Annotated in this window: 23 protein-coding genes; 14 read left to right on the forward strand and 9 right to left on the reverse strand. The window is 68.3% G+C overall.

The genetic code is table 11. From position 1 onward, the window contains the following. Positions 1–6 precede the first annotated feature (6 nt). On the forward strand, positions 7–2,205 hold the full coding sequence (locus tag N802_RS06540; RefSeq protein ID WP_052109591.1) for a S9 family peptidase: 2,199 nt from the start codon (positions 7–9) through the stop codon (positions 2,203–2,205). Here N802_RS06540 and N802_RS06545 read toward each other — a convergent pair. After that, positions 2,137–3,024, reverse strand: a complete 888-nt coding sequence (locus tag N802_RS06545; protein ID WP_035913932.1) for a universal stress protein — start codon at positions 3,022–3,024, stop codon at positions 2,137–2,139. The genes N802_RS06540 and N802_RS06545 overlap by 69 nt on opposite strands. Positions 3,025–3,260: 236 nt before the next feature. On the opposite strand from N802_RS06545, the gene N802_RS06550 reads away from it, so the two are divergent. The 5 genes from N802_RS06550 to N802_RS06570 all read left to right on the forward strand — a co-directional run bounded on the left by N802_RS06550 (position 3,261) and on the right by N802_RS06570 (position 6,975). Beyond that, entirely contained in the window at positions 3,261–3,914 is a 654-nt protein-coding gene (locus N802_RS06550) for a SatD family protein (RefSeq protein WP_035913933.1), read from the forward strand. Further along, positions 3,911–4,678 (forward strand): hypothetical protein, encoded by a 768-nt coding sequence (locus N802_RS06555; protein WP_035913934.1) that lies wholly within the window; start codon positions 3,911–3,913, stop codon positions 4,676–4,678. Before N802_RS06550 ends, N802_RS06555 begins: the two co-directional genes overlap by 4 nt. Before the next feature lie 66 nt (positions 4,679–4,744). Continuing rightward, on the forward strand, positions 4,745–5,506 hold the full coding sequence (locus N802_RS06560) for a hypothetical protein (RefSeq protein ID WP_035913935.1): 762 nt from the start codon (positions 4,745–4,747) through the stop codon (positions 5,504–5,506). Between the two features lie 46 nt (positions 5,507–5,552). Further along, entirely contained in the window at positions 5,553–6,578 is a 1,026-nt protein-coding gene (gene ctlX / locus N802_RS06565; RefSeq protein WP_035913936.1) for a citrulline utilization hydrolase CtlX, read from the forward strand. A 19-nt stretch (positions 6,579–6,597) separates the two neighbouring features. Next, positions 6,598–6,975, forward strand: coding sequence for a Cif family virulence factor (locus tag N802_RS06570; RefSeq protein WP_035913938.1), 378 nt, complete (start codon positions 6,598–6,600; stop codon positions 6,973–6,975). Between the two features lie 42 nt (positions 6,976–7,017). On the opposite strand, the gene N802_RS06575 is transcribed toward N802_RS06570, so the two are convergent. After that, positions 7,018–8,487: a peptide ligase PGM1-related protein gene (locus N802_RS06575; RefSeq protein WP_035913940.1), complete on the reverse strand. Its 1,470-nt coding sequence runs from the start codon at positions 8,485–8,487 to the stop codon at positions 7,018–7,020. Positions 8,488–8,566: 79 nt separating this feature from the next. After that, a complete protein-coding gene (locus N802_RS06580) occupies positions 8,567–9,271 on the reverse strand; it encodes a hypothetical protein (RefSeq protein ID WP_035913942.1) in 705 nt (234 codons plus the stop codon). A gap of 134 nt (positions 9,272–9,405) precedes the next feature. On the opposite strand from N802_RS06580, the gene N802_RS19355 reads away from it, so the two are divergent. Together N802_RS19355 and N802_RS06590 are read left to right on the forward strand one after the other, a co-directional pair. Beyond that, entirely contained in the window at positions 9,406–10,587 is a 1,182-nt protein-coding gene (locus tag N802_RS19355) for a sensor histidine kinase (RefSeq protein ID WP_156971311.1), read from the forward strand. Then, the gene (locus N802_RS06590) at positions 10,584–11,246 is read left to right on the forward strand and encodes a response regulator (RefSeq protein ID WP_035913944.1); all 663 of its coding nucleotides are present in this window, start codon (positions 10,584–10,586) and stop codon (positions 11,244–11,246) included. Before N802_RS19355 ends, N802_RS06590 begins: the two co-directional genes overlap by 4 nt. Positions 11,247–11,304: 58 nt before the next feature. Here the strand turns inward: N802_RS06590 and glnA are convergent, their stop codons facing one another. Continuing rightward, positions 11,305–12,729, reverse strand: coding sequence for a type I glutamate--ammonia ligase (gene glnA / locus N802_RS06595; RefSeq protein WP_035913945.1), 1,425 nt, complete (start codon positions 12,727–12,729; stop codon positions 11,305–11,307). A gap of 171 nt (positions 12,730–12,900) precedes the next feature. Between glnA and N802_RS06600 the strand changes: the two genes are divergently transcribed. Beyond that, on the forward strand, positions 12,901–13,320 hold the full coding sequence (locus tag N802_RS06600; protein WP_035913946.1) for an RDD family protein: 420 nt from the start codon (positions 12,901–12,903) through the stop codon (positions 13,318–13,320). A gap of 5 nt (positions 13,321–13,325) precedes the next feature. Here the strand turns inward: N802_RS06600 and N802_RS06605 are convergent, their stop codons facing one another. The 4 genes from N802_RS06605 to lipB all read right to left on the reverse strand — a co-directional run bounded on the left by N802_RS06605 (position 13,326) and on the right by lipB (position 17,143). After that, positions 13,326–14,309, reverse strand: coding sequence for an endonuclease/exonuclease/phosphatase family protein (locus tag N802_RS06605; RefSeq protein WP_052109526.1), 984 nt, complete (start codon positions 14,307–14,309; stop codon positions 13,326–13,328). Further along, entirely contained in the window at positions 14,306–15,037 is a 732-nt protein-coding gene (locus N802_RS06610; protein ID WP_035913947.1) for a DUF4191 family protein, read from the reverse strand. The genes N802_RS06605 and N802_RS06610 overlap by 4 nt, the downstream gene beginning before the upstream one ends. A 69-nt stretch (positions 15,038–15,106) precedes the next feature. Beyond that, entirely contained in the window at positions 15,107–16,141 is a 1,035-nt protein-coding gene (gene lipA, locus N802_RS06615; protein WP_035913948.1) for a lipoyl synthase, read from the reverse strand. A gap of 369 nt (positions 16,142–16,510) precedes the next feature. Next, positions 16,511–17,143: a lipoyl(octanoyl) transferase LipB gene (lipB, locus tag N802_RS06620; RefSeq protein WP_035913949.1), complete on the reverse strand. Its 633-nt coding sequence runs from the start codon at positions 17,141–17,143 to the stop codon at positions 16,511–16,513. 107 nt (positions 17,144–17,250) lie between these two features. On the opposite strand from lipB, the gene N802_RS06625 reads away from it, so the two are divergent. The 3 genes from N802_RS06625 to N802_RS06635 are packed head-to-tail and all read left to right on the forward strand — an operon-like array spanning position 17,251 to position 21,184. Continuing rightward, positions 17,251–19,494: an MMPL family transporter gene (locus N802_RS06625; RefSeq protein WP_052109528.1), complete on the forward strand. Its 2,244-nt coding sequence runs from the start codon at positions 17,251–17,253 to the stop codon at positions 19,492–19,494. 21 nt (positions 19,495–19,515) lie between these two features. Next, complete coding sequence (locus N802_RS06630; protein ID WP_035913951.1) at positions 19,516–20,574, forward strand: Gfo/Idh/MocA family protein; 1,059 nt, start codon at positions 19,516–19,518, stop codon at positions 20,572–20,574. Position 20,575: 1 nt separating this feature from the next. After that, positions 20,576–21,184 (forward strand): DinB family protein, encoded by a 609-nt coding sequence (locus N802_RS06635; protein WP_084071940.1) that lies wholly within the window; start codon positions 20,576–20,578, stop codon positions 21,182–21,184. 26 nt (positions 21,185–21,210) lie between these two features. On the opposite strand, the gene N802_RS06640 is transcribed toward N802_RS06635, so the two are convergent. Beyond that, a complete protein-coding gene (locus N802_RS06640) occupies positions 21,211–21,942 on the reverse strand; it encodes a Type 1 glutamine amidotransferase-like domain-containing protein (protein ID WP_035913952.1) in 732 nt (243 codons plus the stop codon). Between the two features lie 181 nt (positions 21,943–22,123). On the opposite strand from N802_RS06640, the gene N802_RS06645 reads away from it, so the two are divergent. Both N802_RS06645 and N802_RS06650 read left to right on the forward strand, forming a co-directional pair. Next, positions 22,124–23,014: an ABC transporter ATP-binding protein gene (locus N802_RS06645; protein ID WP_052109594.1), complete on the forward strand. Its 891-nt coding sequence runs from the start codon at positions 22,124–22,126 to the stop codon at positions 23,012–23,014. Continuing rightward, entirely contained in the window at positions 23,011–23,811 is an 801-nt protein-coding gene (locus tag N802_RS06650) for an ABC transporter permease (protein ID WP_052109530.1), read from the forward strand. Before N802_RS06645 ends, N802_RS06650 begins: the two co-directional genes overlap by 4 nt. Positions 23,812–23,817 lie beyond the last annotated feature (6 nt).

Consider the following 23,817-nt stretch of genomic DNA (forward strand, 5'->3'; position numbering starts at 1 on the left):
CCGACCATGACGCCGATCCCCAGCCCACCGATCGCCGCGACCCGTGAGCACATCAGAGAGCACCACGGCGACCGGGTCACGGACCCGTATGAGTGGCTGCGCGACGGTGAGGACCCGGCGGTTCGCGCCTACCTCGACGACGAGAATGCCTATGCGGACTCGCGCACAGCGCATCTGAAACCGTTGCGGGACAGCATTTTTGGCGAGATCAAGCAACGCGTGCTCGAGACCGACCTGTCGGTGCCGGTTCGGTCCGGTCCGTGGTGGTACTACTCCCGCACGGTCGAGGGCCAGCAGTACGCCATCCACGCCAGGGTGCCCGTGACCGATCCTGCATCCCGGCCCGTCGTCGCAGCGGATGCGGCACCGGAGGGCGAGCAGGTCATCGTCGATGGCAATGCCGAAGCCGGGGATTCGGAGTTCTTCTCGATCGGTGCCCTCGCCGTGAGTCCCGACCACACGCGTCTGGCGCTGGCGACCGACGTCACCGGCGACGAGCGCTTCGACCTGGTGGTCAGGGACCTTGAATCCGGCGAGACGCTCGACGACGGCATCAAGGGCATCGGCTACGGCGTCGAGTTCTCCTACGACGGCCGCACGCTGTTCTACACCCGGCTCGACGACGCATGGCGGCCACACCAGCTGTGGAGGCACGTGGTCGGTGCCGACCCCAGCGACGACGTGCTCGTCCACGAGGAAGCCGACGAGCGCTTCTGGATGGGCATCGGGACGAGTCGCGACGACCGGTGGATCATCCACGCCCTCGGGTCCAAGACGACGTCCGAAGTCCGCCTGCTCGATGCGACGACTCCCACCCAAGACTTCCGGGTCGTCGCGCCGCGTCGTGATGGGGTCGAGTACGACGTCGAGCCAGCGGGGGACCGGTTGCTCATCGTCCACAACACCGACAACCCGGACTCCGACCTCGCGTGGGCCCCGCTCGGCGCCACGAGCCACGAGGAATGGGTGCCCCTCCTTGCTGCCGGCGAGGGCGAGCGCTTCCTGGGGATCGATGCCTTCGACGACGTGGCAGTCCTGTCGTTGCGACGCGAGGGACTCACCGCGCTGTCACTGCTTGCCGCGGATCCGACACATGAATCCGGTTATGCCGCACCGGTTCCGGTGAGCTTCGACGAGCCCATCTACTCCGTCGGGCTGGGCGACAACCCAGAGCGGGCTCAGTCGTCGCTTCAGGTGGTCTACGAATCCTTCGTGACCCCACGCACCGTGCTGGACCTCGACATCGCTACGGGCGAGCGCACGATCCTCAAGCAGCAACCCGTCCTCGGTGGCGTGGATCTGAACGACTATGTCCAGCGACGCGAGTGGGCGACAGCCTCCGATGGCACGCAGGTGCCCATCTCGATCGTGCACCGGAGCGGTCTCGAACCGGACGGATCGCACCCGGGTCTCCTCACGGCATACGGCGCCTATGAGCATTCGAGCGATCCCTACTTCTCGGTCGCGCGGCTCTCGCTCCTGGATCGCGGTGTCATCCATGCGACGGCTCATGTGCGTGGCGGCGGCGAGATGGGTCGGCACTGGTACGACAACGGCAAGTTGCTCGCCAAGCCCCACACCTTCAGCGACACGGTGGCTTGCGCAGACCGCCTTGTCCAGCTCGGCTGGGTTGCTCCAGACCGACTGGGACTCGAAGGTGGTTCTGCCGGCGGCCTCCTCGTCGGGGCGGTCGTCAACCTCGCGCCCGATCGATTCCGGGTCGCGCACGCTTCCGTGCCCTTCGTCGATGCACTGACGACGATCCTGCGCCCCGACCTCCCCCTGACCGTGGGGGAATGGGAGGAATGGGGGAACCCGCTCGAGGACCCTGAGGTCTACGCGGTGATGAAGGGCTACACGCCCTACGAGAACGTTGCGGCACAGGGCTACCCGGCGATCCTGGCGACGACAAGCCTCAACGACACCCGGGTCTTCTTCACCGAGGCGGCCAAGTGGGTGGCCCGGCTGCGTGCGACCGTGACCAATGACCAGGCGTCGCGTCCGATCCTCCTGAGGACCGAGATGTCGGCGGGGCACGGTGGGCGTAGCGGTCGCTACGCAGCATGGGAGCAGATCGCGTGGGAGTGGGCCTTCGTCCTCGACCAACTGGGTGCGACCTCACGGTTGCCGACGAGGTCAGGCCTCCGGGGAGTGGACGACCACGAGCGGGCACGCGGTGCGGCCGAGGAGCCGTCCGGAGACTGATCCCAGGTGCAGGCCGGGGAAGCCGCCGGTGCCGCGGGCGCCGACCACGACGAGGTCAGCGGTGTCGGCTGCCTGGGTCAGGGCGGCGATGGGGGAGTCGCGCACGACGTCATGCCTCACCTTGACGGCCGGATGGGATGCGCTGCTCGCGGCGATCTCCTGGGTCACCTTGCGCTCCAGTTCGCTCTCGTATGCCGGCCAGCTCGAGTCGGTCTGGAGGGTCGGGTCCTCGAGACCCCTGGCTTCCCACGCGTGCACGACGACCAGTTCGGAGTCGGTGGCGGCTGCGTGGTCGAACGCGGTGTGGAGGGCGGCACGCGATGACGGTGAGCCGTCGACTCCGACGACGACCCGGCGGTGGCTTCCCTCGGTGTGGCCTTCGTGCCCGACGATGACGACGGGACAGGTGGCGTGGGCAGCGACCTGCTGTGCGACGGCGCCGATCGTGGCCCGGCTGAGCAGCCCGTGCCCGACCGCGCCGAGAACGACCATGGTGGCGTCGTGCGAGGCGTTCACCAAGGAGCGTGAGGCAAATCCCGGCGGGAGCGAGGTGGTCACCCTGAGGGTGGAGTCGATGGCGTGGGCCCTGGCGGTGGCGGTCTCAAGGAGGCGTCGCCCCTCTTCGAGGATGGAACTCTGGTCCGTGGTGCCGAAGCCGACCATGGGAATGTCGGGGGCGAACGCGTGGATGATGTGCAGCGGCACGTTGTCGGCCGAGGCTCGCTCAGCCGCCCAAGCGAGTGCTGCCCACCCATGGGCGGAACCGTCGACACCCACCACGAGGCGTCGCGTCGGGGTGGGGGAAGTGATGCCGCTCATGATGCCTCCAGACGATGGTGATCTGGCGGCGGGAACCCTGTGGGTTCGGGACCTCGGGGCCCCGTCGTCACGGAGCCTGCTGCGGCTCCGTCCTTCCACTATGGACCCGATCACTGGGTGTCGTCTGGGAGACGCGCGGGTCCACGTGGGCAAGTGGGCCAATTCAGTGTGACACTTCATTCATCTCGGATGAAGCACATTGCTTATCTGAGTCAGAATGAAGGTATGATCTGTATATGTCCAGAGTTCAGCCGTCGCCTGTAGCCCTCATCGGCGACGTCGTGGCATCGCGATCGGTCAAGGATCGCCGGGGTCTGCACCGCGCGGTGGAGGCAGCCCTCGCCGAGACCAACGACCGTGTCGACCACGTCGAGCCGCTCGAGATCACCGTCGGCGACGAGTTCCAGGGTGTGTACCCACACCTCGGCGCCGCGCTCGAGGCAGCCCTGCGGACGCGGCTCGCCCTTCGCCCCTCGGCGGAGAGCCGCTACGGCCTTGGGAGAGGGGCCACCACGACCCTCGACAAGGCGCGCGGGATCAAGGATGGGCCGGCGTGGTGGGCGGCCCGGGAGGCGATCGTGGAGGTGGAGCGGCAGGCGGAGCGAGGGGCGCTGGCACTCGTGCACACGGCATACCGGCTTTCCGAGGACGAGCGGGACGACCACGGCGTGGTGCACGCCGTGAACGCGGCGCTGCACTGTCAGGACCACATGGTTGGCTCGTTGTCCGAGCGATCAGGGCGACTGCTGAGAGGACTGCTGGACGGGATGACACAACGCGAGCTGGCGACGACGGAGGGCATCACTCCTTCCGCTGTCTCGCAACGGGTTCGGGCTGACGGGCTCGCCGTGATCGTCCGCAGCCACGAACTGCTCAGGAGGCTGCCATGACGTGGCTCGCGGTGTGGCTGCTCGGCGTCGGTGTCACGGACCTGCTGCGCGCCGTGGAGCACCAGCGAGTGCGGCGGTTCGCGGTTCCCGCCGGTGCACTGACGCTCGTGGGTGCCGGCCTGCTCGCAGGTCTGTCCGACACCGCCGATCTCGTGACGCTCATCGCCGCGATCGTGCCGCTGGCGGCCTGGGTGTCACTGTCCGAGCGATCGCTCCAACGCGGGGGCGGACACGCCGAGGCGCTTCTCGTGCTGGGTGGGACGGCCAGCATGCTCGTCCTCCTGTCGGGCTTCTCCTCCTCACCGGGAGGCCCCCTGGCCGACTGGCTCACCTGGGCCGACCTGCCCTTCGCCGACGGGATCACGGTCGACCGGATCCTTCTCGCCGTGAGTTTGTTCATCGCCAATCTCGCGACCGGCAACGTCATCGTCCGGCTCGTCCTCGTGAGCGTCGGGGCGCTGCGCCCGTCGGCGCGCGCCGTGCACGCCCGCGAGACCCAGCCGTCGGACCGACTCAAGGGCGGGCGGCTGCTCGGGCCCATGGAGCGCATCTTCATCCTCGGTCTGGGGCTCGCCGGTCAGATCACCGCAGCGAGCATCGTCATCGCGGCCAAGGGGCTGATCCGGTTTCCCGAGCTGCAGTCCGCCAAGGACGACGACACAAGCGTCAAGGGCGATGGCATCGACCAGGTCACCGAATACTTTCTGGTCGGGAGCTTCGTCAGCTGGCTCATCGCGTTGGGGTCGCTCGCGCTCACCCGTTGACCCTCGGCCTGAGGCATGCTGGAGGTGAGGCCGCGACATCGGTCCGGCCCTGCATGAGGAGGAACCGTGGGATTTCTCGACAAGCTTCTCGGCCGTGAGCCGCGTCAGGGACACGGGTCCGGTGCCGCTCCGGGATCCGGAGGAGGCTCGTGGTCTGGTCAGCAGCAGGCGCAGACCTTCCAGCCCGCGACGCCCCAAGGGCGGGGAAGCGCGTCCCAGGGGTCGAGTGGCTCGTCGGAGGACGAACGCGCCGTCGCGCGCTACCGCTACCTCCTGCGCACGGCGCCACCGGAGGCGCTGGAGCAGGTGCATGCCGAGGCCTTCGCCAAACTCACTCCCGAGCAGCGCCAGCAGCTCCTCACCGAGCTGACCCAGAACGCTCCCCAGGGTGAGGCCCCTGCCAGTGCGGAGCCGCAGGACCTGGCCAGGGCAGCAACCCGGGCCGAGATGCGTCAGCCCGGCACGCTCGAGCGAACGTTCGGCAGCCGCGGCTTCGGTGGCGCCGGGATGGGCGGCACGCTCATGGGATCGATGATGGGCACCATCGCCGGTGTCGTCGTCGGTTCGGCGATCGCCAATGCGCTGTTCGCTGACTACGGCTCCTCACCAGAAGCGGCCGAGGCCGGTGAAGCCGGCGCGGAGGGAGACCCTGGCGGCGACGGCGGGTCCGGCGCGGACGCAGGTGCCGAGTCCGGGGGTGAGCCCACCCCTGCCGACTCCGGTGGCGCTGACGCTTATGGCGGCGACTTCGACGGAGGCGGATCCGACATCGGCGGCTCGGACTTCGGTGGTGGCGACTTCGGCGGCGGAGACTTCGGAGGCTTCTGACGCTGCGAGTTCGGAGCCGGTGCCGCTCATGGTCTAGATTCCGTCCGTGAGTGCACAGGCCCCCAACGCTGTCATCCTGATCCGCGCCGAGCGGTTCATGCCCAACCCCGCCACGGCGGCAGACAACGCGTTCCAGCGTGACGTCCCGGCGGGACAGACCGACGACGTCGTCTCCACCACCGCACTGGCCGAGATGGATGCGCTCGCCGACGCGTTGCGCGGTGCCGGTGTGACGGTTCACGTCTTCGCCGACGAGGACCACACCCGCCCCGACAGCGTCTTCCCCAACAACTGGTTGTCGACCCACGCCGGCGGCTACGTCGCGGTCTACCCGATGTATGCGTCGAACCGGCGCCACGAGCGCCGCGCCGACGTGCTCGAGATGCTCAAATCGGACTATCGCGTCCAGGCGATCGTCGACTACTCCGGTCTGGAGCCGGACGGCATCTTCCTCGAGGGCACGGGGGCCATGGTTCTCGACCATGTGTCGCGGGTTGCCTACACCGCACGCAGTCACCGGGCTGACATCGCCGTCCTTGAGCGCTTCTGCACCGATTTCACCTATGAGCCGATGGCCTTCGACGCCGTCGACTCCGAGGGCGTGCCGGTCTATCACACGAACGTCGTGGCCTGCATCGGCACCGACGTCGCGATGATCGCCCTGGAGATGATCCCCGACGAGACCCGTCGCGAACAGGTGCGGGAGCGTCTCTCGGTGAACGGTCGCAAGATCGTGGAGTTGACGGAGGAGCAGATCCGCGAGTTCGCCGGCAACGCCGTGGAGCTCTGCGGTCGCACGGCCGAAGGCAAGCGCCGCTACATCATGGCGATGTCGGCCAGGGCCCGCCGCAGCCTGCGCCCGGACCAGGTTGCCGTCATCGAGGAGTCCTGCGAGATCGTCGCCGTCGACATCCCCACCATCGAGCTCGCGGGCGGCTCGGTGCGCTGCATGATCGCCGGTGTCCACCTCGACCGCCGCCCCGCCGCTGAGGTCGAGCCGACCGCCGCCGTCGAGGCGATCGATGAGAACCCCGGCACTGTCGACGGTCAGGATCTCGTCGAGGCAGAGTGACAGGTCTGGATTCGGCCTCGTGAAGGCCGACGCACAGACCACCGCCGCGATCCGCGAGCTCATCGACCGCACGTATGCCGTGCTGTCGACTCCCGGAGCCGACGTCGCCTCCGTCTTCGGGGCCGCGGACATCACGGTCGCCGGCTCCGGACAAGGCGAGCTCATGCACGGACCCGAGGAGGTCGCGCTCGTCGCCCAGCACATCGCCTCCACTGCGATGCAGTGGGTTCCGGAAGGGGTGACCGTGTGGTGTCGGGGTGACGTGGCATGGGCACAGGTCCTTGGGGTCGTCCGGGTTCCCCGGCCAGATGGCACGGAGGACGTTGCCCTCTTGGACGACGGGCGTCTTCGGTCGCACCGCCGACGGATGGGAGTGGCTCTACTGGGGCGGGTCTGAGCCGCAGGAGAATTCGAGGGTCTGACGGCCGGGGCACCGCCGTCACCGCGCGGCCGGCTCGCTGACGAGGGCGAGTGCTCGGCAGGCTGCGGCGTGGAGCTCGTCGGACTCGCTCGGCGTCCGCCCGATCGCCACCACGCCCAGTCGGCCGTCGACGGCGAGGCCCGACAACATGTGGAGCACGACGCCGGTGCCCACCGCACGGTCGAACGCCAGCCCGGCCTCCTCCACTGCGGCCACAGCCACGGACGCACGCAGCCCCAGGGCTCCTTGTGGCATCACGTTGTCGTCGGCTCGATAGCAGCGCGTGCTGCCGTCGCGAGCGATCCATCGGCCGCCGACCTCGTCGTAGAGGCCCGGAACCAAGTGGCGCAGCGCCGTGTACGGATGGGTCGTGCCACCGCGACGAAGGTTGATCTCGAGTGCGAACACCTCCCAGGCCCCGCGTCGGCGCACAGCGACGAAGTCCACGGCCACCCTGCCGAGGACGCCGCGGTCGGCCAGCAGGTGGCCCACCGCCCGGGCATGGCCTGCAAGTACGGCGGCATACGCTGGGTTCGCGGGAAACCGGCAACCCGTGAACACCTGACCGTTCTCGCCGCCCAGGACCTGCTCGTGGGTGGAAAGCACTCGCACCGAGCGGTCCGGCCCGATGTCGATCTGGGCGCTGGGGCTGGTCAGGCGTGAGCCGTGGACCAGTTCCTCGACCACGCCACCCTCCAGCAGGTCGCGCGCGAACCATTCGGGCGCCTCGGAGAGGCACTCGATGCCGAGTCGGCGCGTGGGGATGCGGATCCCGTCACGCCGCGTGTGCACGATCAGATTGCCGTCCCCGGCGCCGCTGTTGTCCTGCTTGACCACGACGTCATCGAGCCGGGGTCGGAGCCGGCGGATGGACGCGATCGCTGCCGCCACGTCAGACGGCCCGTGAACCTCTTCGCAGCCGCACGGCACGGGCACTCCCGCAGCCTGGAGGAGTCGTCGCCCCGAACTCTTGAAGCCGAGCGGCCAGAGGTTGGGCGCGGTGCCGTACACCGGCACACCGAGCGAGATCGCCACCGCAACCTCGTCGTCGGTGACGTTCCACGCCTCGAGAAGTGCTGGGCGCCCGGCCACCTGACCGCGGATCTGCCTGAGAAGGTCCGGCCGATCAAGCAGTTTGGCCGAGATGCCTCGTGCCGAGATGTCCGGGACCACCACCACATGAAGGCGACGACGCACCGACGCCGGATCATGCGGACCCGCGAGTGCCGCGTAATAGTCCAGGACGTCGTCGCCCGGGTCCACGCAGGTCACCAACAGCAGCTCCGCCCCGGGGATGGTGCCGAGCATCAGCCCGGCGAGCAGATAGCGGTGCTCGAGCGACCCAAGTCGGTCACGGTAGTGCTCAAGGATCGTCGGGCCGAGGCTGAATGACGGCAGGAGGACCACGACATGCTCGTCAGTCGAGCCCATCGCGTTGGCGCGCCAGGCGGCAAGCAGGTGCTTTTGGAGGTCCTCGAACCTTCCCACGGAATCAGCGTAGGGAGGGGCTGGCCGCCTTCGCATGGCCCAGACACATCAGCCCGGTTCTGGAAGTCACTGCAGCTTGCTACCTGCCAGGGGCCTCGACCTGCCCGACCGACACACTGGTCCGCAGCCCGTCGGTGGCGGCGCCAGCCTGGTCGCTGGGGCGCCGTGGTGCACGAGCCACGACAAAGATTCCGGCGACGACACTCCAGAGGACGAAGAGCAGGGTCGGGAACCAGGTCCAGCCGGCAAGCAGAAGCCCCCCAACGATGTAGCCCGATCCTCGGATCCCGCGCCCCAGCGCGTTCGTGGGACGGCTCGCCCAGCACACGCCAGCCACGGTCAGGCCCAGCAGCACCGGAGCGGCAAGCAACGCGAAGGCATCGCCCATGGCGGACGCCGTCCTCATGAACAGCGGCTCGATCTCCCCGCCCTTCGTATTGAAGCCCAGGTGCGTATAGGCAGTGGGGAGCAGGAAACTTGCCCCGCCCGCCAATGCCAGCGCCCCATATCCCGCGGTCGCCATGGGAACCGACGAGGGGAATCGTCCACCCGCGTCCTCGATTCGACGGCGTAGTTGGCTCACCCACGTGAACACGAGGACGACTGCGGCGACACACAGGTAGAACGCGAAGAAGGTCTTGGTGGGGCCAGTCGCCCCAGCGTAGAAGTCGAGCGCCTCGCCGTTCGACTCCTCGATGTCAGGAACGGTGGTCAGCACCATGGACGCGAAGGTGATCAGACCCATTGCGATCATCAGAAGGCCTGTCTTGCACTGGTCGGTCATGGCTGCTCCTCAGTTGTCGACGGGACGATCACGACGCTAGAGACGCTTTCCGCCCGGCAGTACCGCCTCGAGGTGGCTCGTCCTACCTCCTCAAGTCGGTAGTGAGGCCCGCTGCGGGTTCGTATTCTCAAGTCGTGGCAGTCTCCTCCCGAGCGCCGAACTCGGATCGTGTGCGCGACGTGGCGATCGACGTCGTGCTCGTCCTGGGATTGCTCGCCTTCGGACAGGCAGAGGTCTGGAACGGTGCCGCAGCACTGCTCGTGGGGCCGCGGTGGCTCAACGCAGCCATCTTTGCCGCAATGTCCTTGGTCCTCATCTTTCGGCGAGCCTGGCCACGGGAAACCCTGTGGTTTCAGGCGGGCATCCTTGTTGCCGGCGTCGCAGCCGCAGGAGGGACGTCAGAATCACTCGGGTGGTTGTTCCCGTTGCTGGCCGGGGTCTACACCGTGGCCGTCTCGGACTCCCCACACCGCCTGGTGACGACATTGATGGCCATCGCCCTTCTCACGACCTGCATGGCGTTCATCGACCGGGCTGGCGCCTCGTCATGGTCCGAGGTCATGGCGGTCGTGCCGTTCATCGGGCTCCTCGCCGGCGCGTGGCTGGTCGGTGACCACGTGCGTGCTCGGCGCGTCGCCGCCACGGAGGCGATCAGGATCGCCCGCTTGGAGGTCATCGCGGAGGAGGAGCGGGCCAAGTTTGCGTCCGCTGAACAGCGTGCGCAGATTGCTCATGAACTGCATGACGTTCTTGCACACGCACTCACTGTCTCGATTCGCCAAGCAGAAGCCGGCGCCGCACGGCTGGACAGCGATCCCCAGCGTGCGAGGGAGTCCTTCGAAGCCATCGCTCTCTCGGGGCGCGAGTCGATGACGGACGTGCGCCGCTTGCTGCGGCTGGTGCGTGATCCGGGCGCTGCCTTCCAGCCACCCGTGGCTGACGCCACGTTCGCAGACCTGGCCAGCACGCTGGAGTCGGCGGGCCTGCATGTCGACATGGATGTCCACCGTGATGGGGACGTCGACGCTCCCGATGCTGTGGTCCAAGCGGCCTATCGAATCGTCCGTGAGTCCCTGACCAACGCCCTGCGACACGGTCGCGCCACGGGTGTCACGGTCCGCGTCGTCCACCGTGATCGGTCAACGCTGGTCGAGGTCATCGACAACGGACAGGGGATGGTCGACCACGCTGTACCCGGCGAAGGGCTTCGCGGGATGCGCGCCCGCGCTGCATTGTTCGGTGGCGAGCTCACGACCCAGTCGTCGCCATCGGGAGTCACCATTCGCGCCGAACTCCCCTGGGAGGGAACGGCATGACGACGTTGGTGATCGTTGATGACCAGGATCTCGTGCGTGACGGTCTTCGTGCCCTCTTCGAGGGACACGCCGACATCGAGGTCGTGGGGGAAGCTGGCGACGGTCTCAAGGCCCTCGACCTCTGTGTCCGCCTGCGACCGGACGTCGTCCTCATGGACATTCGGCTACCCCGCCTCGACGGGATCGCCGCGACACGGCGCATCGTCGATCAAGGCCTGGCCGGATACGTCGTCCTCCTCACCACGTTCGAACTGGACGAGTACGTCATCGACGGCCTCAGGGCGGGAGCTTCTGGGTTCCTGCTCAAGGACGCTCCCCGAGAACGCATCGTCGAGGCGGTGGAGCGGACGGCGGCGGGGGAGACCCAACTCGCCCCGCAGGTGGCTCGTTCCCTGACGCAACAGATCGCGCGCCAGCCCAGCCTCGTGGCACTGCCAGCCCTGACCAACCGGGAGACCGAACTGTTGCGACTGCTGGCTCAGGGGTTGAGCAACGCCGAGATCGCGGCCGAGATGCTGCTGGGCATCGCCACGGTGAAGTCGTACGCCAGTTCGCTGTTCGACAAACTCGGGGCCAGGGACCGCGTGCAGGCGACGGTCCTCGCCTACGAGTCCGGGCTCATCCGCCCGGGACGTCCGAGTCCAGCCGAACGAGAGTAGACGAAGTCCCGCCCCCACAGGGTGGAGGCGGGACTTCGTCTACTCTCGACGGCTTCGATCAGATGTCGAAGTACATCTCGAACTCGTGCGGGTGCGGGCGGAAGCGGATCGGGTCGACCTCGTTCTTGGTCTTCCACTCGATCCAGGTCTCGATGAGGTCCTTCGTGAAGACGTCGCCCTCGAGCAGGAACTCGTGGTCGGCCGCGAGTGCCTCGAGCACGGCCGGGAGGGAACCCGGAACCTGCTCGATGGCCTCGTGCTCCTCGGGCGGCAGCTCGTAGAGGTCCTTGTCCACGGGCTCCGGGGGCTCAATGCGGTTCTTGATGCCGTCGAGGCCGGCCATGAGCTGCGCAGCGAATGCGAGGTAGGGGTTCGACGACGGGTCCGGGATGCGGAACTCGATGCGCTTGGCCTTCGGCGAGTCGCCCGCGATCGGGATGCGGACGCACGCGGAACGGTTGCGCGCCGAGTAGACCAGGTTGACCGGCGCCTCGTAGCCGGGGACCAGACGGTGGTAGCTGTTGACCGTCGGGTTCGTGAACGCGAGCACCGCGGGGGCGTGCTTGAGCAGGCCACCGATGTACCAGCGGGCGATGTCCGAGAGGCCGCCGTAGCCGCGCTCGTCATAGAACAGCGGCTCGCCGTCCTTCCAGAGCGACTGGTGCGTGTGCATGCCCGAGCCGTTGTCACCGAAGAGCGGCTTCGGCATGAACGTCGCGGTCTTGCCATAGCCCCAGACCGTGTTCTTGACGACGTACTTGAACTTCATCATGTCGTCGCCCGACGCGAGCAGCGTGTCGAAGCGGTAGTTGATCTCCTGCTGGCCGGCGGTGCCCACCTCGTGGTGGCTGCGCTCGACCTTGATGCCGACCTTGTCGAGGTTCAGGCAGATGTTGTCGCGCACGTCGGCGAAGTGGTCGACCGGGGGGACGGGGAAGTAGCCACCCTTGTAACGGGTCTTGTAGCCCTTGTTGCCGCCCTCCTCCTCACGACCGGTGTTCCACGCGGCTTCGATGGAGTCGAGATAGTAGTAGGACGCGTTGGCCTTGGTCTCGAAGCGCACGTCGTCGAAGACGTAGAACTCGGCCTCGGCACCGAAGTAGGCGGTGTCGGCGATGCCGGTCGACTTGAGGTAGGCCTCGGCCTTCGCGGCGATGTTGCGCGGGTCGCGGCTGTAGGGCTCGTCCGTGAACGGGTCGACGATCGAGAAGTTCATGATGAGCGTCTTGTGCTCACGGAACGGGTCGAGGTAGGCGGAGCTGGGGTCCGGGATGAGCTTCATGTCGGACTCGTGGATGGCCTGGAACCCACGGATCGAGGACCCGTCGAACGCCTGGCCGTTCGTGAAGAAGTCCTCGTCGACCGTGCTGGCAGGCACGTTGAAGTGCTGCATGACACCGGGCAGGTCGCAGAAACGGATGTCGACGAACTGAACGTCCTCGTCCTTGATGAACGACAGGACCTCGTCAGCAGAGCTGAACAACAGGGGCCTCCTAGGCAAAAGGGGAGATCGGGCGGCGCCCGGGCACGATCGAAACCCTAAGTGCGAGCGGTTTCTCGACCATGACCCGAATGTTTCACCGGTGTTACACCCTGCCAGAGCGGGAGCTGACCCGTCGGAGACGTCGGCCGTGACACGGCATACAGTCCTCGGGTGGCGACGAAAGACGAACCGCAGGGGTATGCCGGTGAGGAACTCGGCATGCCGGCTTCCGGACCGGGGTCGATGGCTCCGTTGTGGCGTCGCGCGGTGGGGCTGCTCATCGACTGGGTGCTGGCCCAGGTTCTCGCGGTGGTCGCCTTCGGTGCCGAACTAGGGGCCGGGGGAGCGCAGTCCTTCGTTCCGCTCGGGGTGCTCGCCGTCCTCAACCTGCTCTGCGTGACGGCCTTCGCCGCCACTCCGGGTCACGCGCTGATGCGCCTGCAGGTGCTCCAGGTGCGACCGGGATCGTTCCCGCTCCAGGTCCTGATCAGGACAACGCTGCTGTGCCTGTTCGTCCCGGCAGTACTTCAGGACGCGCACGGGCGCGGCCTCCACGACGCTGCGGCCGGCACAGTCATCGTCCGCCGCTGAGCGAATCAGCTCAGGTTCAGCCGAGCCCAGACCAACGAGTGGTCAGTGCCGGGGAGGGTTGTTGCGCCGGCGCCCACGACCCCGCCGCGGCGCACGAGGACGTGGTCGAGCTGGACGAATGCCGGCACGCCGGTGTTCTGCGGCCACGTGCGCACCCATCCTGAGCCGGCGACGCGGTGAGCGTGCACCATGTCCTTCGTGAGTGTGCGAAACGCTGGGTGAGCCTGGGACGCGTTGAAGTCGCCGGCCAGGACGAGCGGTCTGGCGTCGGGTTGTGCGGCAACCCAGTTGGCTGCTTCACCCAGCTGCCGATGCCATCCGCGCACGAGGCGTGGAGTGGGCGGGTAGGGGTGCATGGCCCGCAGGGTGTAGTCGCCAGTCCGGGCATGGACCGTCGCCACCGGCTGGTCGAAGAGGCCAGGGATGTGGCCGGACGCGATGTCGGTGAGCCTGTGCCTGCTGAGAATGACGGTGCCGTCAGCCCCCACCTGGGCCTGACCCACGCGGTGGGGGAGCAATACCTTCAGGCCGGACTCGTCAAGGGCCGCAGCAGCGTCCGGGGTGATCTCCGTGAGAACGAGGGTGTCGACCTTCAGGTCACGAACGCGTGCGACCAGCGTGGTCGGGTCAGCCTCCCCGAACTCAAGGTTGCTGGCAGCGACGACTTCGTCTGCTTCTGACCCTGGCACTGTGTCGGATCCGAGCGTGGAGGCCCCGAGGACGGTCGGCACCAGGGCCACGCAGACCGCTGGGAGAGCGAGCGCGAGGCGACGGCGCAACAGCACAAGACTGAGTCCGGCCCAGGCGATCGCCACGCCGCCGATCATGGGGAAGGCGGCCTGAAGGACCGGAAGGCGCGCCGCACTCGTATCAAGCCAGCGTGTGGCGACGGCCATCGCCACCCCGACCGTGATCAGGACGCAGAGGCCAGCCAGAACTCGACGTCGACCGTCTGGCGCAGGGCCGAGCGGCTTCCTGCCGTCGGTCACTTGCCGCGCATGGCCTTGCGGTCGACGCGGGCGCGGGTCGGGTCCATGCCGGCGGGGACGCCGGTGCGCAGACCGCCGAGGGACTTGAGTCGCTTGTTGACGACCGAGACCTCGTCCTTGGTGAGGACGGGACGCATGCGGGTGAGCTTGGAGCTGATCTTGCTCACCTTGACCTCGTCGTCACCGTCACCGACGACCCAGAGGTGCACGGGAACGCCAGGCGCGACGCGGTTGATCTTCTTCTCCTCGGCCTTGAGGAGTTTGAGTGCGCGCTGCTTCGGCCCTTCGCCGATGAGGACCACACCGGGACGGCCGAGGGCGCGGAAGACCATGGCGGCACCGGAGAGGTCGCTCGGCTTCGACGCACGGTTCGCGTCGACGGCGACCGGCTCGTGCGAGGCATACCACCCGCGACGGCCGACGCCCTGGAGTGCGGCACCGGCTGCGCCGGCCTGGCCCTCGAGCACGCCATACATCGCCTTGTTGCCGCGACGGTTCATGACGAACGTCGCTGCGAGGAGCGCGGCGGGGATGGCGATGAGGATGAGATACCAGCGCCAGAGGCCACCCAGGAGGAATCCGATGCCAACGATCACCGCGAAGGTCACGAGGGCCGCCAGCAGCATGAACCACCCGATCTTCGGGTCGACCTGCTTGATGGCGCGGTAGCCCTGACGGATCTCGGCGAGCCGTCCGGGCTTCTTCTCAGTGGTGGTCTCTTTGGCCACGGGGCACGTGCTCCTGCGTCAGTGAAGTGGCGCGCGGACAGCGCACCGGTGCGAGAAAGGTCTCGAGGATCAGGATACGGCCCGCTGGGACACCTCGGCGCGCGCCACCAACGACGCGGCCTCTTGGCGGGCGGGGTCGCTGGCGGCCTGGGCCAAGTGCGACAGGTGCTCGGGGATCGGGCGGCCCCACTTCGTCATCGCCGTCGCCCACAGGCGTCCTGCGCGGTAGGACGAGCGCACGAGCGGACCGGCCATGACGCCCTTGAAGCCCATCTCCTCGGCGATCGTGCTCCAGTGCACGAACTCCTCGGGCTTGACCCAGCGGTCGATGGGGTGGTGCAGCTTCGAGGGGCGGAGGTACTGGGTGATCGTGAGGATGTCGCAGCCGGCCTCGTGCAGGTCGGTGATGGCCCGCTCCACCTCGTGGTCCTCCTCACCCATGCCGAGGATGAGGTTGGACTTCGTCACGAGCTCGGCGTCGCGGGCCATCGACAGGACCTTGAGCGACTTCTCATAGGTGAAGGCCGGACGAATCTGACGGAAGATCCGCGGCACCGTCTCGAGGTTGTGGGCGAACACCTCGGGCCGCGCATCGAAGACCTGACCCACGAGCTCGGGCTTCGCGCCGAAGTCGGGCGGCAGGATCTCGACACCGGTGTTGGGGTTGAGCGCATGAATCTGACGGATCGTCTCGGCGTAGAGACCAGCGGCACCATCGGGCTGGTCATCGCGCGCAACACCGGTGACGGTCGAGTAGCGCAGGCCCATCTGCTGCACCGACTCGGCGACACGGCGCGGCTCGTCGAGGTCGAGCGAGGTGGGGCGCCCGGTGGCGATGTCGCAGAAGTCGCAGCGGCGGGTGCAGACGTCACCGCCGATGAGGAAGGTGGCCTCCTTGTCCTCCCAGCACTCGAAGATGTTGGGACAACTGGCTTCCTGGCAGACCGTGTGGAGGCCTTCCTTCTTCACCATCGAGTGGAGCTGTGTGTATTCCGGGCCCATCTTGGCCGTGGTCCGGATCCACTCGGGCTTGCGCTCGATGGGGGTCTCGGCATTGCGGGCCTCGACGCGCAGGAGACGACGTCCTTCGGGTGCGGCAGTCACACGACCCAGAGTACGCCCGCGCGTGTCGAACCCCACATTCGGTCGGGCCAGGCGGCCACTCGATGTGGGAGTGGGCACGGTGCGCGGCAATCAGGCGGGGGGTGCTCGTGTTCGTGCGTTGGTTCCAGGAACGGCTCCCTGCGCTGGGTCCATCTGCCGCGCAGGGGGCACGCCTCCTCTGGAACCCGGCGCCCTCGGCGACGGCCGTCGTGCCACCCTGACCGTCACGGAGGTGCGATCCGATCGAGGGGTGAGCGGACGGCATACCGGAGTCACTTCAGGTGGGGAACTCGGAGGTGCGCCGACAACCTTGGCGCTGCGAAGTCCGAGAAACCCACTTCCGGCGGGAAACTCGGGACGCGAGTGCTCTCAGCCGAGGACGTCGGTGAGGTGCTTCTCGGCGTAGGGGAGGAGCTCCTGGACGGTCACGGTCCGACCGGCCTCACGGCTGATCGACGACACCCCCGCGTCCTCGATGCCGCACGCGATGATGTTGTCGGCCCAAGAGAGGTCGGCGTCGCAGTTGAGGGCGAAGCCGTGCATCGTCGTCCGCTTGCTCACCCGGACGCCGATCGCGCCGAGCTTGCGGTCGGGCCCGCGCTCGTCGGCGAGGACCCACACCCCGCTGCGTCCTTCGACGCGGGTGGTCTCGACGCCGAACTCACGCGTCATCCGCATCATTGCCTCCTCGAGTCGGCGGACGTGCGCGACGACGTCGATCGGGACCTCGGGAAGGCGGCAGATCGGGTAGCCGACGAGCTGGCCCGGGCCGTGCCACGTGATGAGGCCGCCGCGGTCGACGTCGACGACGGGGGTCCCGTCGAAGGGGCGCTGCTCGGGCTGGGTGCGCTTGCCGGCGGTGTAGACGGCCGCGTGCTCGAGGAGCAGGGTCGTGTCCGGCTCGTCGCCCGCGGCGACCGCCGCGTGCACCTCGCGCTGGCGCGCCCAACCGTCCTCGTAGTCGACGAAGTCCGGCGCGAAACCCAAGTGCTCGAAACGCATACGGACACGGTATGCCGTCCGCCCACCTCCCGTCGCATGTCCCCTTCCGGGGACCGGAACCTCGCGCTGCGTCACGTGCGCGGTTCGCTCACGAATAGGGTGAGCGCATGAGTGAGCAACGCGTTGTCCCACGCCCCGGTCGACCGCGGCTCGTGCTGCTCGCCGCGCTGGCGATCATCGTCGCCTGGCTCGCCGTCGGTTCCGTGGGTGGACCGGCGACGGGGCGCCTGTCGGAGGTGCAGAAGAACGACAACGCGTCCTTCCTGCCCGCCGACGCGGAGTCGACCGCAGTCCTCGAGTCCGTGGCCCGGTTCAGCGATGAAGAGGAGATCCCCCTCATCGTCGTCGTCGAGCGCAGCGACGGTGAGGAGCTCGACCTCCGGGCGGGTGCAGCTCTCCTCAAGCTCGCCGAGGAACTGCCGTCACTGAGGCTGGGCGAGTCCGGCGTGACGTTGGGGGACTACGTCGTCGAGGGGGCGCGCATCGGGCCGGTGCCGAGTGAGGACCGCAAGGCCGCGCTCATCGTCATCCCGCTCAAGGAGGCCGCCGTCTCGGCTGTCGTCGACGGCGAAGCGCCGGTCGTCGCGGCAGCCGATGCGGTCCGCACCAAGGCGCGGGTCGACCTCTCCGCGACCGGCCTCGGACTGACGTCGAGTGTTGGCGGGCCGGGAGGGCTCATCGCCGACTTCTCCGCGGCCTTCGCCGGGATCGACGGGGTGCTTCTCCTCGTCGCGCTCTGCGTCGTGCTCGTCATCCTGCTCGTCGTCTATCGCAGCCCGGTCCTGCCGCTCGCTGTGCTCATGAGTGCGGTCTTCGGGTTGTGCCTCGCCGTCCTCGTCATCCGGCCACTCGCCGAGAACGGCACGATCGAGCTCTCTGGGCAGTCGCAAGGGATCATGTTCATCCTCGTGGTGGGTGCGGCCACCGACTACGCGCTGCTGCTCGTGAGCCGGTTCCGGGAGGAACTGCACGAGCACGAGAGCACGTGGGTCGCCCTCAAGCGCGCATGGCGCGGTGCGGTCGAGCCCATCGTGGCCTCGGGGGCCACAGTCATTCTCGGACTGCTCTGCCTCCTGCTCGCGGACCTGCGCAACACCTCTGGTCTGGGACCCGTGGGCGCGTTGGGGATCGCCGGTGCCCTGCTCGCGTCGCTGACCTTCTTGCCGGCCGTGCTGCTCGTCTTCGGGCGAAAGGCGTTCTGGCCGTTCGCCCCTCGCGTCGACCACCACCACGCGGAGGACGCGGTGGGGACGCGATCGTTGTGGGGTCGCGTGTCCGGTTTGGTGGGTCGCCACCCCAGGCGCACCTGGGTCGTGACGCTCGTCGTGTTGCTGGCGGCCGCGGCGTTCGCGCCGTCGTTCAAGGCCGAGGGCGTGACCATCAAGGACACGTTCCTCACGGCCACCGACTCGGTGGACGCGCAGGAGGCCATCCAGCGGCACTTCGCTGCTGGCTCCGGCAGCCCCGTGCAGGTCATCGTCCCGGCAGAGCAGGCCGAGGCGGCGCGCACCGTCGTCGAGTCCGATCCCGGGATCGACGCGGCGTGGATCGGCCTGACTCCGCCCGTGCCCGGTCAGCCCGCGCCAGGCGCCGAGCCGGTCGACGGCCTCCAGCTCGTCCAGGGCACCACGGCCGGGGCCGCCGATAGCCAGGAGGCCGAGGACACGGTTCGACGGTTGCGCACGTCGCTCGACGCCGTGAGCCCGGACGCCGTCGTCGGGGGCCAAGCAGCGATCAACCTCGACGTCCTCGACGCGAGCGGGCGGGACCTGCGGGTCATCGTGCCGGCGATCCTCGTCGTCATCTTCATCGTCCTCTGCCTCTTGCTGCGCTCGATCCTCGCGCCGTTCCTGCTCGTCGTCGCCAACGTCATCTCGTTCGCCGCGACCATCGGAGTGGCCGAGCTCGTCTTCGACCACGTCCTCGGGTTCGGGGGAAGCGACCCGGCGATCCCTCTGTATGGCTTCGTTTTCCTCGTCGCCCTCGGCATCGACTACTCGATCTTCCTCATGACGCGAGTGCGTGAGGAGTCGGTGCGGCGCGGCACCCGGCCCGGCATCCTCGTCGGTCTGGCTGTCACGGGCGGTGTCATCACGAGTGCCGGAATCGTGCTCGCTGCAACGTTCTCCGCGTTGTCGGTGCTGCCGCTGGTCTTCCTCGTCCAGGTCGCGTTCATCGTCGCGTTCGGTGTCCTGCTCGACACGTTCGTCGTGCGGAGCCTGCTCGTGCCGGCGCTGTCCTACGACATCGGGCCGAGGGTCTGGTGGCCGGCGCGTCTCGCGGGGGACCGTCGCGAGACGCAGGGAGACCCCTCGGGTGAGCAGCGGACGCCGGAGCCGAGCGGAGTCTGACCAGCGCACTAGGGTCGACTCATGGTGAGAGTTGGACTGGCGGGGTACGCATCGGCAGGGCGTGGCATCCACGCGCCCCTGATCCGGGAGGCCGGGCTCGAGCTCGCCGCGGTGGCCACCTCGAATGCTGAGCGTCGAGCCGAGCTCGCGCAGGACTTCCCTGCGGCTCTTGTCGTCGATGACCTTGACGCGCTCCTGGCCGTCGAGGGAATCGACGTCGTGGTGCTCGCCACGCCGAGCGGCAGTCACCTGGAGCACGCCCTCAAGGTCATCGGGGCCGGCATCCCGTGTGTCGTCGACAAGCCGCTCGCCGTCACGGCCGACGACGCGCTCGAGGTCGTCGACGCGGCCGAGCGGGCTGGCGTTCCGCTCACCGTCTTCCACAACCGGCGCTACGACCCCTCTCACACAACGCTCGCAACCGTGGTGGCGGATCGCCTTGCAGGAGAACCGTTCCGGTGCGAGTTGCGGTGGGAGCGGTGGCGCCCCGTGCCGAAGGACCGGTGGCGTGAGAATGCCTCCGCGGCAGAGGGTGGTGGCATCCTCCTCGACCTCCACTCGCACCTCATCGACTCGGCGGTGCAGCTCTTCGGCCCCGTCGTCACGGTGTTCGCGACTGTCGACTCGCGCACCACTCCGGCAGAGGACGACGCCTTCCTCGTATGCCGTCACGAGAGTGGCGTCGTCAGTCACCTCGGTGCCACATCCGTTTCCGGGGCGGCCGGGCCGCGGATCCGCCTGCTCGCGCGCGATGGTGCGTACGTCCAGAACGAGTTCGAGGGGGAGCCGAACGTCTATCCCGACCTGGCCGACCTCGACGGTGACCACTGCGGCTGGATCCTGAGGTCGACCGACCGTGAGGCGGTTCCGACGACGCCCGCCGACCAGGCCGACTTCTACCGGGCCGTGGGTGCGGCTCTGTCAGCGCCGGATCCCCAGGCTGCCATGCCGGTCGACCCGCACGACGCGGTCCACACCATCGCCGTCATCGATGCCGCACGCACGAGCGGCGAGGGCGAGCGCGTCGTCGAGGTCATGACGCCCGGTGTGCGTCCCGGCCACAGCCCCGAGGAGGCCTGAGATGGGCACCGACATCCACAGCAGCGAGCCGAAGGCCGTCCTTCACCGTTACCTCAAGAGGTCGCGCGATGCCGTCCTCTGGAAGCTCGACGGCCTCTCGGAGCACGACGTGCGCCGGCCCCTGACGCCGACGGGCACCAACCTCCTCGGCATCGTCAAACACCTCGCCGGGGTGGAGGCCGGCTACTTCGGTGACTGCCTCGGGCGGCCGGTTCCGGACATGCCTGCGTGGTACGCCGAGATGATGGCCGACACGCTCGAGGACAACGGCGACATGTGGGCGCGGCCCGACGAGACGCGTGAGGAGATCCTTGCTCTCTACGCCCGCGTCACGGCCCACGCAGACGCGGTCATCGAGGAGCTCGACCTCGAGGACTCCGGCACCGTCGAGTGGTGGGGCGACGCCGGCACGGCCGTGACGCTGCAGTGGTTCCTCGTCCACATGATCGCCGAGACCAACCGGCACGGCGGCCATGTCGACATCGTCCGCGAGCTCATCGACGGTGCCGCGGGGATGCGGCGGGATGCGAGCAACCTGCCCTCCGAGGACGGCTCCTACTGGGAGACCCACCGACAGCGGGTTCAGGACGTGGCAGACCACTTCGCCTGAGCCCGGCCCGACGACACCCGGGTGGCTCAGGGGTTGGTGAGGCGGCGCGGCTCGAGGCGTTCCTCGACAGCCGTGCCGCCGTCCCGGGTGACGATGTAGGCGCCCTTGCCGTCGCGCTCCGAGACCGCCTCGACAAGTTCCGTGCCGTGGTAGACGAGCCCGACCCCGTCGTCGGTGCAGTGGGTCTCACCCAGCGTGCCGTCCGCCACGAGCTGGTGCACGAGGGGGCGCCGCCGCTCCTCCGAGTCGTAGTGGACGCCGTTGCCGTAAGGCAGGAACCCGAGCCCGTTGGTCACCGCGCGCAGTTCGAGGCCGAACGAGTCGGTCGTCCCGCCCGTGTACCAGCAGATCGACCCGGCGGACACTCCGGAGAGGACGACGCCCGCGTCCCACGCCGAGCGCATCGCCGACCCGAGGTCGTGGACCTGCCACACCGCGAGGAGGTTGGCGACGGAGCCGCCGTTGACCCAGATGACATCCTGCTCGAGCAGGTGGCCGGGAACGTCCTCGAGGTTCGGCATCGGGAAGAGGTCGAGCGTCGTGATGTCGAATCCGGCGACGCGACCGGCCTGGTGCACGTGGTCGTTGAAGTAGCGCTGGTCACCGCTGGCCGTGCCGACGAAGGTGACCTTCGGACGCCCCGTGGCGCCGGACAGCTCGGCGGCATGGTGGACGAGCGCGTCGAACTCGAGGTGGGTGCGGTGGGAGGGGCGGTAGCCACCGGAGGTGGCGAGGATCGTGGGCTGGTCGGCAGGCATGCGCCCGACCCTAGACCGACGCGGAAGGCGAGGCGAATGACAAACGCGCACACCGGCATACGCGATCTTCGTCGGCACGCACAAGGCGCGATGGACGCGGTCGGCGACCTGACAAATGTCACGGGGGCTTCATGACATGCGTGTGAGGGGCGCGGCCCGGTTCGCCGACACAGTGGATGACATGACGACACAGACAGCGGTCAGCCTGCGGGACGTGACCAAGAACTTCGGGGACGTGGAGGCGGTGCGCGGCATCGACCTCGACATCGCACCCGGCGAGGTCGTGGCCTTCCTTGGCCCGAACGGCGCCGGCAAGACGACGACGATCGACATGCTCCTCGGCCTGTCGCAGCCGACGAGCGGCGAGGTGGAGGTCATGGGGATGAAGCCTCGCGACGCCATCGCCCACGGCCTCGTCTCGGCCGTGATGCAGACCGGGGGACTCCTCAAGGACATGACCGTCCGCGAGACCGTCGCTTACATGGCGAGTCTCTTCGCCAACACCGAGTCCGTCGACGACGTCCTCAAGCGCTCCGGCATCTCGCAGCTCGCAGCTCGCAAGGTCGGCAAGTGCTCTGGTGGAGAGCAGCAGCGGCTGCGGTTCGCGCTCGCCCTGCTGCCCGACCCGGCCCTCCTGCTGCTCGACGAGCCGACGACCGGCATGGACGTCGAGGGGCGGCGCGCGTTCTGGGGAGCCATCCGTGAGGACGCCTCCCGCGGGCGGACCGTCCTCTTCGCGACGCACTACCTCGAGGAGGCCGACCAGTACGCCGACCGCATCGTGCTCGTGAGCAAGGGCAAGGTCGTCGCCGACGGCACCGGGTCGCAGGTCAAGGCCCTCGCGAGCGGTCGCACCGTCCGCGCCACCTGGCCGGCCGCCGACGTCGAACGCCTCACCGCGCTCGGCGGCGTCGACTCCGTGGAGGTGCGCGGCGACACCGTCCACGTCCACGCCAAGGACACCGACACCGTCGCCCGCTACCTGCTCTCCGAGACGAACGCACGCGACCTGGAGATCACCGCCCGAGGGCTCGAAGAGGCCTTCATCAACCTGACTGGAGCACAGGCATGAGCACCACGACTGCGACCATGGGGAGCACCGTCGACGTGACGAGCCGGAACGTCCCCCGGTTCGGTGGCTTCAACTCGACGATGCTGGGAATCGAGCTCCGCCGGATGCTGCGCAACCGCCGGACGATCATCTTCACCCTCGTCTTCCCGGCGGCGATGTTCTTCGCCTTCGGCGGCCAGAGCGGGTGGGACGAGAAGGTCGGCAGCGGCAACGTCGCGGCATACATCCTCGTCTCGATGGCGCTCTACGGCGCGGCCCTCACCGCGGCGGCGGGTGGCGCCATGGTGGCCATCGAGCGCAGCCTCGGGTGGTCGCGCTCGTTGCGGCTGACGCCTCTCAAACCGGCGGTCTACATCCTCACGAAGGCGTTGGTGGCGCTGACGATGGGTGCCATCGCGGTGACCGTCGTCAACGTCGCCGGCATCGTCCAGGGCAAGCCGAGCATGCCGGTCGGCACGTGGATCGCGTGCGCCCTGCTCACCGTCGTCTGCACGCTCGTCTTCGCCGCCCTCGGGGTGTTCATCGGCTACCTCGTGCCCGGCGAGAACGCGATGCAGGTGCTCGGGCCGGGGCTCGCGCTCTTCAGCTTCGTCGGCAACGTCTTGATCCCGATCACCGAGGGCACGACGATGTGGCACGTCGCGTCGTTCACGCCGATGTTCGGAGTCGCCGAGATCGCCCGGTCGCCGCTGACACACGAGCTGCCCTGGTACGCCGTGCTGAACGCGGTCGTGTGGCTGGCGATCTTCATCGGCGGCGCGGCGTGGCGGATGAGCAAGGACACGGCTCGGGTCTGACCCGGG

The organism is Knoellia sinensis KCTC 19936 (assembly GCF_000768705.1).
Classification (GTDB): Bacteria; Actinomycetota; Actinomycetes; order Actinomycetales; family Dermatophilaceae; genus Knoellia; species Knoellia sinensis.